Below are 14332 nucleotides of genomic sequence, written 5' to 3' on the forward strand. Positions count from 1 at the left end.
CTGCCTTCTACGCTTTCCCGTAGTGGTAGCCGTGAACGCCAACCTGTTGACCGGAAGCGCCAATCAGCATGACTGAACCGACCTCCCTCGCCAGCTGGACCCGCGCTCTGCGCAAGCAACTCGACGCCCTGGGCCTCGACAGCACCGCGCTGTGCCAGCAAGCCGGGCTTGACCCGCAATTGATGGACGACCCGAACGCCCGTTACCCGTTGTCCGGTACCACGCGCCTGTGGGAACTGGCGGTGCAGGTCAGCGGCGACCCGGCGATCGGCTTGCGCGTCTCGCGCTTCGTCAGCCCCACCACCTTCCATGCGCTCGGTTATGCGCTGGTGGCCAGCGGCAGTCTGCGGGAAGTCTTCGAACGCATCGTGCGTTATCACCAGGTGGTCAGCGATGCCCAGGAACTGGAGTTGACCCGCGCCGAGGATCGCTATCACTTCCGTCTGAAAATCCCGCCAGGCAATCCGGCCCCGGCCTTCGAGGCCATCGACGCCTTCATGGCGATCTACGTGCGCACCTGTCGCAATCGCCTTGGCCGTGACTACGCCCCGCTGGCGGTGTACCTGCGTCGCCCGGAGCCGGCGGACGTGCACCAATGGCACAAGGTGTTCCGCTCACCGGTGTACTTTTCCACCGACGAAGACCGGCTGGAGTTCGCGCTCGCCGATTTCGACAGTCATCTGGACGATGCCAACCCGGAACTGGCCGAACACAATGAAACCGTGCTCAAGCGCACGCTGGCGCAACTCAAGCCGTTGACCTGGGAGCGCAAGGTGCGCGACGCCATCGAAGAACAATTGCCGGAAGGCGAACCCAGCGCCGAACACATCGCCAAGGCCCTGCATCTGAGCCTGCGCAGCTTGCAACGGCACCTGGCTGACGAGGGTTGTCGGTTCGACACGCTGCTCAACGAAAGCCGCGAGAACCTGGCGCTGCTGCACCTGCGCGATCCGCAATGTTCGTTGAGTGAGATCAGTTATTTGCTGGGGTTTGCCGATACCAGCAGCTTCAGCCGCGCATTCAAGCGCTGGACGGGGATGACGCCGGGGCAGTTTCGGGATGGGTTGCGCTGACATGCTCCCAGAGGTGTGCTGTCAGAACCGACCTCATCGCGGGCAAGCCCGCTCCCACAGGGTTTTAGGTTGACCACAGAACTGTGACTCACCCAGATCACTGTGGGAGCGGGCTTGCCCGCGATGAGGCCAGATCAACCAGCGTCCAAGCCTGCTGACACCCCACATCGTCAGATCGTCGCCAGCGCCCGCAACCGCTCGGCATCGAGAATCTCGATTTCCCCATACCCCAGATTCAGAATCCCCTGCCCCTGCAATTCCTTGAGCAACTGATTTGTGGTCTGGCGCGACAGCGACAACATGGAAGCAAGCTGCTCCTGCGGCAACTGCAGGACGCGGCGCGGCTCGTCGAGCTGGCCGTAGCCTTCGGCGATCATCAGCAAGCGATGCGCCAGCCGTGCTGGAGCCGGCAACAGGCTCAGTTGTTCGAGATTGATGAACGTCATGCGCAGTTTCTGGCTCATCAGCAATGCCAGTTGCCGCCAGTACACGGGCTGTTCGTCCAGCAGCGCGAGCAGCGCGGTTTGCGGGATGTGCAACAGCGTGCACGGACCTGCGGCGAACGCATCATGGGTGCGTGGCTGGCCATCGAACAGGCAGATTTCCCCGAACCAGTGCGGCGGCTCCACCAGGCTCAGCAACGCCTCCTTGCCCTGCTCGTTGACGGCACCAACGCGCACCGCGCCTTCCAGCACCGCGTACAACCCACACGGTGGATCGCCGCGCTGGAACAGGCGCTGGCCCGCTGACAGGTGCCGTACTCGCCCGGCATTGAGCAGACTATCCTGTAGGGAAACAGGCAGATGGCTGAACCATTGACCGCGCATCAGGCACGCACGCCAGACCTGCATATCCATGAAAACTCCTAGAGATTGTCGCCTGGCTGACAGAGCGAAAAATAACTCCGAGGCAAGATCAGTCACCCTACAGGAGGAATAACAATGAAAAAAAGCCTCGTTGACCATCTCAGTCAATACGCCGCCTACCACCGCGACCCACGCAACATCGCCAGCCACTTCATTGGCATTCCGCTGATCGTCGTGGCCGTGGCGGTGTTGCTGTCCCGTCCACAATGGGCCGGGGGCTGGCTTTCGCCGGCGGTGCTTGTCTCGCTGGCGTCTGCCTGGTTTTACCTGCGCCTGGAGCTGCGCCTCGGGGTGCTGATGACAGTGTTGCTCGGACTGTGCGTGTGGGCCGGTCAGGTACTGGCGCAGCAAAGTACGCTGGTCTGGCTGGCGAGCGGCGTCGGGATGTTCGTGGTGGGCTGGGCGATCCAGTTTGTCGGGCATCATTACGAGGGGCGCAAACCGGCGTTTGTCGATGATGTGACGGGGTTGATTGTCGGGCCGTTGTTTGTGATGGCGGAGCTGGCGTTCATGCTGGGGTTGCGGCATGAGCTCAAAGAGCAGATCGAGGCGCGGGCGGGGGGTGTGCGGATCAATCCGAATCGTGCCGCTGTTTAGAATGCAATCGCGGACAAGCCCGCTCCCACAGGATTTTAGGTTGATCACAAAATTGTGATTTACCACAGATCACTGTAGGAGCGGGCTTGCCCGCGATGCTTTTAGATGTTGGCGAGCTTCTGCCAGACTTTCGGCTTGAAGAACAACGTCTCGCCCTTGGCCAGGCCGATCAGGCTGTCGTGATCCTTCACCACCTCGGCCTCGATCAGATCGCTCTGGCCTTCGACCTTCAGCGTCACCCGAGTCGTCGCGCCCAACGGACGGATATCCCGCACCTCAGCCGCATGGTGATCCTCCAGCTCATGCCGTGACAACGACACTTCGTGCGGACGGAACAGCACGTGGTTGTCTTCGCCCAGGTGCAGGCGGTTCGAGTCACCGAGAAAGTGGTACACGAAATCACTGGCCGGATTTTCGTAGACGTCGCCCGGTGAGCCGATCTGCTCGATCACACCCTTGTTCATCACCACGATGCGGTCGGCGACTTCCATCGCTTCTTCCTGGTCGTGGGTCACGAATACCGAGGTCAAGTTGATGTCTTCGTGCAGGCGCGCCAGCCAGCGGCGCAGTTCCTTGCGGACCTTGGCATCGAGGGCGCCGAAGGGTTCATCGAGCAGCAGCACTTTCGGTTCCACTGCCAGGGCACGGGCCAGGGCGATACGCTGACGCTGGCCACCGGAGAGTTGTTCCGGGTAACGATCCGACAGCCAGTCCAGCTGCACCATGTTCAGCAGTTCGTGCACCTTGGTTGCGATCTGGCTTTCGCTCGGACGCTGGTTCTTCGGTTTCATGCGCAGGCCGAACGCGACGTTGTCGAACACCGTCATGTGGCGAAACAAGGCGTAGTGCTGAAACACGAAACCGACGTTGCGATCACGCACGTCGTGGCCGGAGACGTCTTCGCCGTGGAACACGATGTTGCCCTGATCGGGGGTTTCCAGACCGGCAATGATCCGCAGCAGCGTGGTCTTGCCGCAGCCGGACGGGCCGAGCAAAGCCACCAGTTCACCGCTCTGAATATCCAGGCTGATGTTGTTCAGCGCCTTGAAGGCATTGAAATTCTTGCTGACGTTACGCACTTCGATCGACATGAAATCATTCCTCCGCGGCGCTGGCGCGCAGGCGGTTAATACGGTTTTCGCTCCACTGCTTGGCCAGCAGGATGAAGAGCGCCAGGATCAGCAACAGGCTCGCCACGGCGAACGCGGCCACGTGGTTGTATTCGTTGTAGAGGATCTCGACGTGCAGCGGCAAGGTGTTGGTCACCCCGCGAATGTGCCCGGAAACCACCGACACCGCACCGAACTCACCCATGGCCCGCGCGGTACACAGCACCACGCCATAGATCAGGCCCCATTTGATGTTAGGGACGGTGACGTGCCAGAACATCTGCCAGCCATTGGCCCCGAGCAGGCGCGCGGCTTCTTCTTCCTGAGTGCCCTGCTCCTGCATCAGCGGGATCAGCTCACGCGCCACGAACGGCACGGTGACGAAGATCGTCGCCAGCACAATGCCCGGCAAAGCGAAGACGATCTGAATGTCATGGTCCTGCAGCCATGGGCCGAAGATCCCTTGAGCGCCGAACATCAGCACATAGACCAGACCGGCGATCACCGGCGACACCGAGAACGGCAAGTCGATCAGGGTTACCAGCATGCTCTTGCCGCGGAATGAGTATTTGCTCACACACCAGGCGGCACTGACACCGAACACCAGGTTCAACGGCACCGAAATCAGCACGGCGATCACCGTGAGCTTCAGGGCCGACAGCGCATCGGGTTCGAAGATCGCGGTGAAGAACGCGCCGAGGCCCATTTTCAAGCCCTGGGACACCACGATGAACAGTGGCAGCAGCAGGAACAGCGCAAAAATCAGCCAACCAAGACCGATCAGGATGCGCCGCGACGTGGCACTGCCACGGCGGGCGGCGTTGGCCGAGGAAGCGGCAGCAATAGACGATTGGGACATGTTCTGCGCCTCCTTATGGGGTTTCGATGCGCCGCTGCAACAAGTTGATCAGCAGCAACAGGACGAAGGAAACCACCAGCATCAGTACACCAATGGAGGTAGCGCCGGTGTAATCGTACTGGTCGAGCTTGACCATGATCAGCAGCGGCAGGATCTCGGTTTTCATCGGCATGTTGCCGGCGATGAAAATCACCGAACCGTACTCGCCGACCCCACGGGCAAAGGCCAGGGCGAAACCGGTCAACCAGGCGGGCAACAGTGCCGGCACCAGGATATGGCGAAAAACCTGCACCGGTTTCGCCCCCAGGCACGCCGCTGCTTCTTCCACTTCCCGTGGAATATCTGCCAATACTGGCTGTACGGTACGCACTACGAATGGAAGTGTCACAAAAGTGAGGGCAAGGGTGATGCCCAGGGGGGTGTAGGCGATCTTGAAACCCAGATCCGCAGCAAACTGACCAACCAGACCGGTAGGGGTATACAGCGCGGTCAGCGCAATACCGGCCACCGCGGTGGGCAATGCGAAGGGCAAGTCGATCATGGCGTCGATGACTTTGCGTCCAGGGAAGGTATAGCGCACCAGCACCCAGGCCAGCAGCGTGCCGATGATGCCGTTGATGATCGCGGCATAGAGCGCGGTGCCGAAGCTCAGCTTCAACGCAGACAGCACCCGTGGCGCCGAGATGATTGCCCAGAACTGATCCCAGGTGAGTTGAGCGGCATGCACGAACATCGCCGCCAGTGGTATGAGCACAATCAGGCTGAGGTACACCAAGGTGTAGCCCAGCGTCAGCCCGAAGCCGGGTATGACGGGGGAGATACGACGCGACATAAAAGTCCTTGGTTAAATATTGTTCTGCCAAGTGCAATCATGTGGGAGCGAGCCTGCTCGCGAAGGGGGAGTACCAGTCAACATCCTTGTTGCCTGAAATACCGCCTTCGCGAGCAGGCTCGCTCCCACAGGTTATCCACCTTAGCTAATTGCCATCAGGATTACTGCGCCTGGTAAATCTGGTCGAACACGCCGCCATCGTTGAAGAATTTCGGCTGTGCGGTTTTCCAGCCACCGAAGTCCTTGTCGATGCTCACCAGCTCCAGTTTCGGGAACTGCTGGGCGTATTTGGCGGCGACATCCTTGTCCCGTGGACGATAGAAGTTCTTCGCCGCGATTTCCTGGCCCGCCGGGCTGTACAGGTGCTTGAGGTACGCCTCGGCGATCTCGGTGTTGCCCTTTTTCTCGGCATTTTTGTCGACCACGGCCACCGGCGGCTCGGCGAGGATCGACAGCGAAGGCACGACGATGTCGAACTTGTCGGCGCCGCCCTCTTCTTTCAGGGCCAGGAAGGCTTCGTTTTCCCAGGCCAGCAATACATCGCCCTGGCCGTTGTTGACGAAGGTGATGGTCGAACCGCGAGCGCCGGTGTCCAGCACAGGCACGTGCTTGAACAGGGTTTGCACGTATTCCTTGGCCTTGGCCTCGTCACCGCCGTTGGCTTTCAGGCCATAGGCCCACGCAGCGAGGAAGTTCCAGCGCGCACCGCCAGAGGTTTTCGGGTTCGGGGTGATCACCGATACATCGTTCTTGACCAGATCGCCCCAGTCCTTGATGCCTTTAGGGTTGCCCTTGCGCACCAGGAACACGATGGTCGAGGTGTAAGGCGTGCTCGCTTCCGGCAGGCGCTTCTGCCAGTCAGCCGGCAGGGTCTTGCCGAGCTTGGCGATTTCGTCGATGTCACCGGCCAGGGCCAGGGTCACCACGTCGGCACGCAGGCCATCGATCACTGCCCGACCCTGCTTGCCCGAACCACCGTGGGACTGCTGGATTTTCACGCTGTCGCCGGCATGGTCCTTCTGCCAGAACTTGACGAATTCGGCGTTGTAATCCTGATACAGCTCACGGGTCGGGTCGTACGACACGTTGAGCAATTCGTAATCCTTGGCAACCGCGGAACCGGCAAAAAGGGCGCTGGCCAGGGCGGCCAAGGCGAAATGGCGAATCGACGACATGGTGAAAGCTCCTGGAATTCTGAGTGTTGGCTTTTCTTATGGAAGTGCTGGTGCTGGGTTGCCGGTCACGCGGTTTCGCTTCAGCTGGGCTTGTTACCCGGCTGCTGCAAGCGGAATTTTTCCTTGCGCTCGATCTGAACCACCTGCGCGTTGTGCACAGTGATTTCCACAGCGCCGAAACGCAGATCGCGCAGGGCACTCTGGATTTCACGCAGGATGGTTGCTTCGTCCTGGCCGTCAACGCTACGTAGAGATGCGCTCATGGTGCTGCTCCTTCAACTGAGTGGTTGCCTGGCAGTGGCGGCACTGCTTGCGGCGTGAAACCAATAGTAGAGAGGCACGGATATTCTTAAAAAGACTATTTAAGAATGTTTATATAACCAGAAGACATTATTTGGCGGGACAAGGGTTTGCGAGTATTTATCCCCTTACGATCACTCACCCCCTGTGGGAGCGAGCCTGCTCGCGAAAGCGGTAGGCCCGTCAACATTGCGCTGATTGGACTGACGCATTCGCGAGCAGGCTCGCTCCCACAGTGTTATGCATCACGCCAGCGATTGGGTCATCACCGGCGCACGCAACCAATCCAGCTGCCCGGCCGGCACCGGTCGTCCAAACCAATACCCCTGCCCCAGATGGCTGCCCTGTTCGAGCAGGAACGCCGCCTGCTCGACCTGCTCGATCCCTTCGGCATGCACCTGCATCCCCATGCTCTGCGCCAGGGCGATGATCACCCGCACGATAGCGGCGTCGTCTTCATCCCATGGCAACCCGGCAACAAAACCCTGATCGATCTTGAGCTTCTGCACCGGCAAGCGCTTGAGACGCAACAGTGATGAATAACCGGTTCCGAAGTCGTCGATGGCCAGCCGCACACCCAGCTCACGCAGACGATGCATCTGCTCCAGCGCGACTTCAGGGTCTTCCATCACCGCGCTTTCCGTGACCTCCAGTTCCAGGCAAGCCGGGGCCAGCCCGGTTTCGCGCAGCACTTGTGCCACTTGCTGGTACAGCTCGCGGCGGGCAAACAGGCGCGAGGACACATTCACCGCGACAAACGACAACACCTTGCCGGCCTGTTGCCACTGGCACATTTGCCGGCACGCCTGCTGCATCACCCAGGCGTCGATCTCAGCGATCAGACCGGTTCGCTCGGCAATCGGGATGAATTCTGCCGGCGACACCAGGCCACGCTGCGGATGCTCCCAGCGCACCAGTGCTTCGACGCCGATCAATCGACTGGTTTTAAGGTCATGAACCGGTTGGTAATAAACCCGCAATTGTTGCTGGTCCAACGCGTTGCGCAATTCGAAGGAGATCTCGACCCGTTGCTGGGCATGGGCGGTCAGCTCCTCGGTATAGAGCGCGTAGCCATTGCGACCACTGCTCTTGGCCTTGAACAGCGCCGAATCGGCATTGCGCAACAATTGTTCAGCGCTCAAGGCATCGCTGGGGAACAGGCTGATACCGATGCTGGTGTTGATAAACAGCTGATGCCCGTCGATCGGGAACGGTTCCTTGAGGCCATCGATAATCCGCCGGGCCAGCGCCGCCGCCTGGACCAAATGCGGACAGCTTTCGGCCAACACAGCGAACTCGTCCCCACCCAGTCGCGCCAGGGTTATGCCCGCTCCGAACATAGCTTTCAAGCGCTCCGCCACCGCCTTGAGCAGTTGGTCACCGATGGTATGCCCGAGGCCGTCATTGATCATTTTGAAATGATCCAGATCGATCAACAGCAATGCACAACCGCGCTTGTGGACCTGCGCCGACGCCAGGGCCTGCTCGGCGCGGTCAGTAAACAACAGGCGGTTGGGCAAATCCGTCAGCGCATCGTGGTGCGCCAGGTGCATCAGTTTGTGTTCGGAGTTCTTGATCGCGCTGATGTCGGAAAACACTGCGACGTAATGACTGTGCCGTCCCAAGTCGTCATGAATGACACGGATGGTTTGCCATTGCGGGTAGATTTCGCCGCTTTTGCGACGGTTCCAGATTTCCCCACTCCACTCCCCCCTGCTGTCGAGCGTCTCGAACATCGCCTGGTAGAAACCTTTCAGATGACGGCCAGACTTGAACAGGCTGGGTCGCTGCCCCAGCACCTCCTCGCTTTGATAGCCGGTAATCTCCATGAAGGCGCGGTTGACGTGCACGATCAAGCCTTCGCCGTTAGTGACCAGCACACCTTCGCGCGTGCAATCGAACACGGCAGCCGCCTGGCGCAAGCGCTCCCGATCTTCGCTGCGTTCGCGCAACCTGGCGCCGATCCCCAGGCAACGCAGCAGACGCGCCCGGGCAATGAAGATCAATCCGGCGCTGACCGTCATCCAGGCATAACCGTTGATCAGTTGCCATCGCAACAGCTCGGCCGAGCTATCGAAGAAACTGTTCAATAAATAACCACTGAGCTGCATCCAGACCACAGAAAGCAACAGGTAAAGCAGCGCTGCGCGCAAGGCTTCGCGATAGCTGGCAGACATAAGACTGTCCATGTCCCTACAAAAATGCCGGGATTATAGGTTAAAGACACCTCCAGCCACTCTTATCTGAAAGGGCGACTGGTTTTATCTGTGGGCTCGGTGATAATGCAACGGCTGTTTTTTTCTTTATCGAGGGCCCTACAGGCTATGTGGTACGAAGGTTTTCTCGGCTTGTCGCCCTGGTCACTGGTGGCCGTCACCCTGCTGATGACCCATGTGACGATCGTCGCCGTCACGGTCTATCTGCACCGCTATTCCGCCCATCGCTCGCTTGAGCTGAATGCCGGCCTGAAACATTTCTTCCGCTTCTGGCTGTGGCTGACCACGGCGCAGAACACCCGCGAGTGGACCGCCATCCACCGCAAGCATCACGCCAAATGCGAAACCGAAGATGACCCGCACAGTCCGGTCATCAAGGGCTTGTCCACGGTCCTGCGCAAAGGTGCCGAGCTGTACCGCGCCGAAGCGGAGAACCCCGAGACCCTGCGCATCTACGGCAAGAACTGCCCCGAAGACTGGATCGAACGCAACCTCTACAGCCGTTACCCGCTGCTGGGCGTGGCGATCATGGGCGTCATCGACCTGCTGCTGTTCGGTACCATCGGCATCACCATCTGGGCCATCCAGATGATGTGGATCCCGGTCTGGGCCGCCGGCGTGGTCAATGGCTTGGGTCACGCTGTCGGCTACCGCAATTTCGAATGCCGCGACGCGGCGACCAATCTGGTGCCCTGGGGCATCCTGATCGGCGGTGAAGAACTGCATAACAACCATCACACTTACCCTAACTCGGCAAAACTGTCGGTGAAGAAGTGGGAGTTCGATCTGGGCTGGGCCTGGATTCAAGTGTTCAGCTTCCTGCGCCTGGCCAAGGTTCAGCGCGTCGCGCCGATTGCCCACCGTGTCGAAGGCAAGGGCAACCTGGACATGGACACCGCCATGGCGATTCTCAACAACCGCTTCCAGATCATGGCCCAGTACCGCAAATTGGTAATCGGGCCACTGGTCAAGCAGGAACTGGACAAGGTCGATCACTCGGTCCGCCACCAGTTCCGCCGCGCCAAGCGCCTGCTCTCGCGGGAAACCAGCCTGCTGGACGACAGGCACCACGTGCGCATCCAGAACATGCTCGAGCACAGCCAGGCACTGAAGGTAATTTACGAGAAACGCCTGGCCTTGCAGCAGATCTGGGTCAAGACCAGCTCAAATGGTCATGACATGCTGGCCGCCATCAAGGATTGGGTACACGAAGCCGAAGCCAGCGGGATTCAATCCCTGCGCGACTTTGCCGATCAGTTGAAAACCTATTCCCTGCGCCCTGCTGCCTGATTGATCGCCAGGCCTTTGTAGGAGCTGTGCACCAGACAGCTCCTACGACCGCCCGGCGGGATACCTCTGCCTCACCACAGCAAGCGGGAACTTCATCCCGTATCCCCTATCTCAAAGACACTTCGCCACCCCGGCGGGCTTCGTTGTGGCCGCTTTCGAACCTCGAGCGGCGCACGCCCTTTGAGATTTGTGCCGATGGTCAATAAAAACCTGAAAGACCCATCTCCACCGCAGTGGCCCGAGGCCGCGCAAACCCTGTTGGCGTTGATGCACGCCCAAGGTGAAGTGGCGCGCCTGAGCGAACGCGAACAGCTGTTCAGCACCCTGCTGGTGAGCGTCAACGCGGTGCTCTGGGCATTCAACTGGGAAACCCGCCAGGTGCTGTATGTCAGCCCCGCTTATGAACGGCTTTTCGGCCGTTCCGCCGACCTGCTGCTGGCCGATTACAACCAATGGCGCGACGCCATTTACCCCGACGATCTGGAATATGCCGAGCGCAGCCTGGCGGACGTGCTGGCCAAAGGCGCCGTCGAAGACCGCGAATACCGGATCATCGACGCCGAGGGCCAGGTGCGCTGGCTCAGCGACAAGTGCTTCATCAACCGTCAGGCCGAACCGGGACAGCCGGTGATCATTGTCGGTATCGCCGAAGACATCACCGACAAAAAGCACATGGAAACCGAACTGCAACGCCTGGCCACCACCGACGCCCTGACCCAGAGCAGCAATCGACGACATTTCTTCGAGGGCGCGAGCCAGGAATTCGAACGGGCGCGGCAACAAGACACGCCGCTGTCGTTCCTGATGCTGGACATCGATGACTTCAAAGCAATCAACGACACCTACGGCCATCAGGAAGGCGATAACGTGCTGCAACGTATCGCCGACTGCGGCCGAGCGGCGTTGCGACGCGGTGACCTGTTCGGGCGCATTGGTGGCGAGGAATTCGCTGCGGTGTTCCCCGGCTGCACGCCGGGCATGGCCCTGCAAGTCGCCGAGCGCTTGCAAAGCCAGATCCAGCGCTTGAGCTTCGACCATGACGGCCAGACATTCGGCATCACCGTCAGCCAAGGGTTGACCAGCCTTACGGCCGAGGACGAAAACATCGAAAGCCTGTTTGCCCGGGCGGACGCCGCGATGTATCAGGCCAAGCGTGATGGCAAGAACCGGATCGTCACGGGTTGAAGGATGTGTACAAAACCTGTGGGAGCGGGCTTGCCCGCTCCCACAGGGATTTTTGTGAGATTTACTGCTTGCGCATCCGCATCAATTCCGGCAACCCGATCTTGAGCAATCGCGCCGTCCGGCTTTTCGCCAGTTCCTCGACGCCCTCATGTTCGGTCAGGCGCGCCAGTTGCGCCGCCATGTTCATCACCAGCGCTTCACGGGAGTAAACCCCGCCACCGAGCTGGTAGGCCGCCGCAATCAGCTGTCGCAGCTCCAGCGGCAGGCGCCAACGGGTACGTAGCGCCGAACCGTAGGCCGCGCCGAACTCGACCAACGCTTCGCCCACCGCCTCCTGCTCGTCCAACTCGCCACCGGCCTGCTTCCATTCCTGCAGGCAACGCAGCAACGCCAGGTCACCAAGGCGATGCAGCATACCGGCGCAATAGCAACGCGCCTGATCCAGATCCAGCAAACGCGCCAGCGTCCGTGCATATTCGGCGGTGTGCAGCGACAGATCCCAATAACGCTCGGCATAGTCCGCCAGGTACGGATCACTGAGCCTTGCACTGCGCTTGAGGGTCAGGCCCAGAATCAGGTTCATGCTTTGCCCGGTGCCCAGCCGGTGCAGCGCCTGGGACAGGGTTTGCACGGCGGCGCCATGGTGCTGGGCCGCGCTGTTGGCGGCGGCGATCAGCACGGCGGTGACCTGCGGATCGGTACGAATCTCGTCTTCCAGTTTCGTCAGGTCGAGGCCGTTGGGATTGAGGCTGCGCTTGACCGCCAACTGCACGTCGGTCATCAGCGGCGCACCCTCGGCCAATTCACGTCGACGCTCCAGGTATACCGACAAGGTCATGCCGGGCGCCAGCGAAGGCACTTCGCAGATGACTTCCTTACCGGCATCGAGCAGCAAATCCTGCAAGCGATGGGTCAGGCTTTCCATGTTCAGGGGCTTGGTCAGATAAGCGGCAGGCGCCAGCGGCAGGGCTTCGCGCACACTGGCGCTGTCGTTGCGGCTGCTCATCAGAATGAACGGCAGCGGCGGATTGCGTTTGCGCTGGCGGACACTGCGCAACACGTTCAGGCCGTCGACGCCGGGCAGCTCCCAGTCGGCAATCACCAGGTCGTAAGGATTGGCCGCCAACAGCTCCAGCGCCTGCTGGCCGTCGGCACACAGGTCCAGTCGCGCATCGCAGCGCACGTTCAGCAGCACTTCCTTGAGCAAATCGCGGGACCACGGGTCCGCCTCGGCAATCAACACTCTGGGAATGGCAGGTAAATCTAAGACAGTCATACAGCTCTCCCTGGCAATGCCTGAACCTTAGCGAATGCCGGCCCTCCGATACAGCGCATTTACGCGGGTAGTATTACGACCGGCATGAAAAAACCCGCCGAAGCGGGTTTTTTGTCGATCAGGTCACACTTGGCGATCAGAGCTCGGAGAAGCACTCTTCGATGATTGCCAGACCTTTGTCCAGTTGCTCGTCCGGCGAAGTCAGCGGTACCAGGACGCGCAGAACGTTGCCGTAGGTGCCGCAGGACAGCAGGATCAGACCCTTGTCACGCGCCTTGGCGACAACAGCAGCCACTGCAGTCGGGTTTGGCTTGTGGCTGTCGCCGCCTTCGAACAGCTCGACCGCGATCATTGCGCCCAGGGCACGAACTTCGCCGATCACCGGGTACTTGGCCTGAATAGCCTTCAGGCCAGTCACCAGACGCTCGCCGACAGCCTTGCAGCGGTCCAGCAGGTGCTCTTCTTCGAACACTTCCATCACGGCCAGGGCTGCGGCGCAAGCGATCGGGCTACCGGCGTAGGTGCCGCCCAGGCCGCCTGGAGCGATGGCGTCCATGTATTCGGCCTTGCCGCACACACCGGCCAGCGGGAAGCCGCCAGCGATGGATTTGGCGAAGGTGGTCAGGTCGGCGGCAACGCCCATCTGTTCCATGGCGAAGAAGGTGCCGGTACGGCCAGCGCCGGTCTGTACTTCGTCAGCGATCAGCAGGATGCCGTGCTGGTCGCACAGGGCACGCAGACGCTTCATGAATTCTTTCGGCGCGACGTAGAAACCACCTTCGCCCTGAACAGGCTCGATGATGATCGCAGCGATGTCTTTCGGCTCGGCGTCGTTCTTGAAGATGCGCTCGATGCTGGCGATCGAATCGTCGATGCTCACACCGTGCAGTTCGTTCGGGTACAACGCGCGGAAGATGCCGCCTGGCATCAGGCCCATGCCGGCCGAGTAAGGCACGACTTTACCGGTCAGGCCCAGGGTCATCATGGTGCGGCCGTGGTAAGCGCCGGTGAAGGCGATCACGCCGGCACGGCCAGTGGCGGCACGAGCGATCTTGATGGAGTTTTCAACGGCTTCGGAACCGGTGGTCACCAGCAGGGTTTTCTTGTCGAAATCACCTGGCACCTTGGCGTTGATTTTTTCGCACACTTCTACGTACGGCTCGTAGGCCAGAACCTGGAAGCAAGTGTGGGTCAGCTTGTTCAGCTGCTCGGTCACGGCGGCGATGACTTTCGGGTGCACGTGGCCGGTGTTCAGCACGGCGATACCGCCGGCGAAATCGATGAACTCACGACCTTCAACGTCGGTCACGGTAGCGTTCTTCGCGGAATCGGCGAAGATCGGGTGAATCTGGCCAACACCACGTGGAACAGCAGCGGTACGGCGGGCCATCAAAGAAGCGTTAGTCTTGCTCATTACAATTCCTCATTCGCCGCTCATCGGTCGGCGTAGCTCAAGGATTAAGCGGCGGGGAGGCAACTACGGCAGCATGCGATGATCGACTGCCACAGCTTTCCCGGCCACAGTAAAAAATCAGGTGAAGCTCGGAAAGGGAC

Annotated in this window: 13 protein-coding genes; 4 read left to right on the forward strand and 9 right to left on the reverse strand. The window is 60.3% G+C overall.

The annotated features are described in order from the left end of the window. Positions 1-68: 68 nt before the first annotated feature. Positions 69-1073 carry an AraC family transcriptional regulator gene (locus BJ917_RS18005; RefSeq protein ID WP_096513954.1) on the forward strand — a complete coding sequence of 335 codons (1005 nt, stop codon included), beginning with the start codon at positions 69-71 and terminating at the stop codon, positions 1071-1073. A gap of 170 nt (positions 1074-1243) precedes the next feature. Here BJ917_RS18005 and BJ917_RS18010 read toward each other — a convergent pair whose 3' ends face one another. After that, positions 1244-1930: a Crp/Fnr family transcriptional regulator gene (locus BJ917_RS18010; RefSeq protein ID WP_121103984.1), complete on the reverse strand. Its 687-nt coding sequence runs from the start codon at positions 1928-1930 to the stop codon at positions 1244-1246. Between the two features lie 84 nt (positions 1931-2014). Here BJ917_RS18010 and BJ917_RS18015 point away from each other — a divergent pair, with 84 nt between their 5' ends. After that, on the forward strand, positions 2015-2536 hold the full coding sequence (locus tag BJ917_RS18015; protein ID WP_121103985.1) for a DUF962 domain-containing protein: 522 nt from the start codon (positions 2015-2017) through the stop codon (positions 2534-2536). A gap of 101 nt (positions 2537-2637) precedes the next feature. Here the strand turns inward: BJ917_RS18015 and BJ917_RS18020 are convergent, their stop codons facing one another. From BJ917_RS18020 to dibA, 6 genes are all read right to left on the reverse strand, one after another. After that, positions 2638-3627 (reverse strand): sulfate/molybdate ABC transporter ATP-binding protein, encoded by a 990-nt coding sequence (locus BJ917_RS18020; RefSeq protein ID WP_096513957.1) that lies wholly within the window; start codon positions 3625-3627, stop codon positions 2638-2640. A 4-nt stretch (positions 3628-3631) separates the two neighbouring features. Continuing rightward, positions 3632-4504: a sulfate ABC transporter permease subunit CysW gene (cysW, locus tag BJ917_RS18025; protein WP_096513958.1), complete on the reverse strand. Its 873-nt coding sequence runs from the start codon at positions 4502-4504 to the stop codon at positions 3632-3634. Positions 4505-4517: 13 nt separating this feature from the next. Then, the gene (cysT, locus tag BJ917_RS18030; protein WP_096513959.1) at positions 4518-5336 is read right to left on the reverse strand and encodes a sulfate ABC transporter permease subunit CysT; all 819 of its coding nucleotides are present in this window, start codon (positions 5334-5336) and stop codon (positions 4518-4520) included. 161 nt (positions 5337-5497) lie between these two features. Continuing rightward, entirely contained in the window at positions 5498-6511 is a 1014-nt protein-coding gene (locus BJ917_RS18035) for a sulfate ABC transporter substrate-binding protein (RefSeq protein WP_121103986.1), read from the reverse strand. A gap of 80 nt (positions 6512-6591) precedes the next feature. After that, positions 6592-6774: a sulfur starvation response protein OscA gene (gene oscA, locus BJ917_RS18040; RefSeq protein ID WP_022643503.1), complete on the reverse strand. Its 183-nt coding sequence runs from the start codon at positions 6772-6774 to the stop codon at positions 6592-6594. A gap of 282 nt (positions 6775-7056) precedes the next feature. After that, the gene (gene dibA, locus BJ917_RS18045) at positions 7057-8988 is read right to left on the reverse strand and encodes a phosphodiesterase DibA (RefSeq protein ID WP_121103987.1); all 1932 of its coding nucleotides are present in this window, start codon (positions 8986-8988) and stop codon (positions 7057-7059) included. Positions 8989-9135: 147 nt separating this feature from the next. On the opposite strand from dibA, the gene desA reads away from it, so the two are divergent. Beyond that, positions 9136-10317: a delta-9 fatty acid desaturase DesA gene (desA, locus tag BJ917_RS18050; RefSeq protein ID WP_096513962.1), complete on the forward strand. Its 1182-nt coding sequence runs from the start codon at positions 9136-9138 to the stop codon at positions 10315-10317. 195 nt (positions 10318-10512) lie between these two features. Beyond that, the gene (locus tag BJ917_RS18055; RefSeq protein ID WP_096513963.1) at positions 10513-11502 is read left to right on the forward strand and encodes a sensor domain-containing diguanylate cyclase; all 990 of its coding nucleotides are present in this window, start codon (positions 10513-10515) and stop codon (positions 11500-11502) included. Between the two features lie 61 nt (positions 11503-11563). On the opposite strand, the gene BJ917_RS18060 is transcribed toward BJ917_RS18055, so the two are convergent. Beyond that, positions 11564-12778 carry a response regulator gene (locus BJ917_RS18060; protein WP_121103988.1) on the reverse strand — a complete coding sequence of 405 codons (1215 nt, stop codon included), beginning with the start codon at positions 12776-12778 and terminating at the stop codon, positions 11564-11566. A gap of 136 nt (positions 12779-12914) precedes the next feature. After that, a complete protein-coding gene (gene gabT / locus BJ917_RS18065) occupies positions 12915-14192 on the reverse strand; it encodes a 4-aminobutyrate--2-oxoglutarate transaminase (protein WP_096513965.1) in 1278 nt (425 codons plus the stop codon). Positions 14193-14332 lie beyond the last annotated feature (140 nt).

Origin of the sequence: Pseudomonas sp. WPR_5_2 (genome assembly GCF_003634475.1) — a bacterium.
Classification (GTDB): Bacteria; Pseudomonadota; Gammaproteobacteria; order Pseudomonadales; family Pseudomonadaceae; genus Aquipseudomonas; species Aquipseudomonas izuensis.

Bases quoted from the DNA above. Each gene is read 5' to 3' on its own strand.
- BJ917_RS18015 (WP_121103985.1), top strand. From the start codon at position 2,015: ATGAAAAAAAGCCTCGTTGACCATCTCAGTCAATACGCCGCCTACCAC.
- desA (WP_096513962.1), top strand. From the start codon at position 9,136: ATGTGGTACGAAGGTTTTCTCGGCTTGTCGCCCTGGTCACTGGTGGCC.
- BJ917_RS18005 (WP_096513954.1), top strand. From the start codon at position 69: ATGACTGAACCGACCTCCCTCGCCAGCTGGACCCGCGCTCTGCGCAAG.
- BJ917_RS18060 (WP_121103988.1), bottom strand. From the start codon at position 12,778: ATGACTGTCTTAGATTTACCTGCCATTCCCAGAGTGTTGATTGCCGAG.
- BJ917_RS18055 (WP_096513963.1), top strand. From the start codon at position 10,513: ATGGTCAATAAAAACCTGAAAGACCCATCTCCACCGCAGTGGCCCGAG.
- dibA (WP_121103987.1), bottom strand. From the start codon at position 8,988: ATGTCTGCCAGCTATCGCGAAGCCTTGCGCGCAGCGCTGCTTTACCTG.
- BJ917_RS18010 (WP_121103984.1), bottom strand. From the start codon at position 1,930: ATGGATATGCAGGTCTGGCGTGCGTGCCTGATGCGCGGTCAATGGTTC.
- gabT (WP_096513965.1), bottom strand. From the start codon at position 14,192: ATGAGCAAGACTAACGCTTCTTTGATGGCCCGCCGTACCGCTGCTGTT.
- BJ917_RS18020 (WP_096513957.1), bottom strand. From the start codon at position 3,627: ATGTCGATCGAAGTGCGTAACGTCAGCAAGAATTTCAATGCCTTCAAG.
- cysT (WP_096513959.1), bottom strand. From the start codon at position 5,336: ATGTCGCGTCGTATCTCCCCCGTCATACCCGGCTTCGGGCTGACGCTG.
- cysW (WP_096513958.1), bottom strand. From the start codon at position 4,504: ATGTCCCAATCGTCTATTGCTGCCGCTTCCTCGGCCAACGCCGCCCGC.
- oscA (WP_022643503.1), bottom strand. From the start codon at position 6,774: ATGAGCGCATCTCTACGTAGCGTTGACGGCCAGGACGAAGCAACCATC.
- BJ917_RS18035 (WP_121103986.1), bottom strand. From the start codon at position 6,511: ATGTCGTCGATTCGCCATTTCGCCTTGGCCGCCCTGGCCAGCGCCCTT.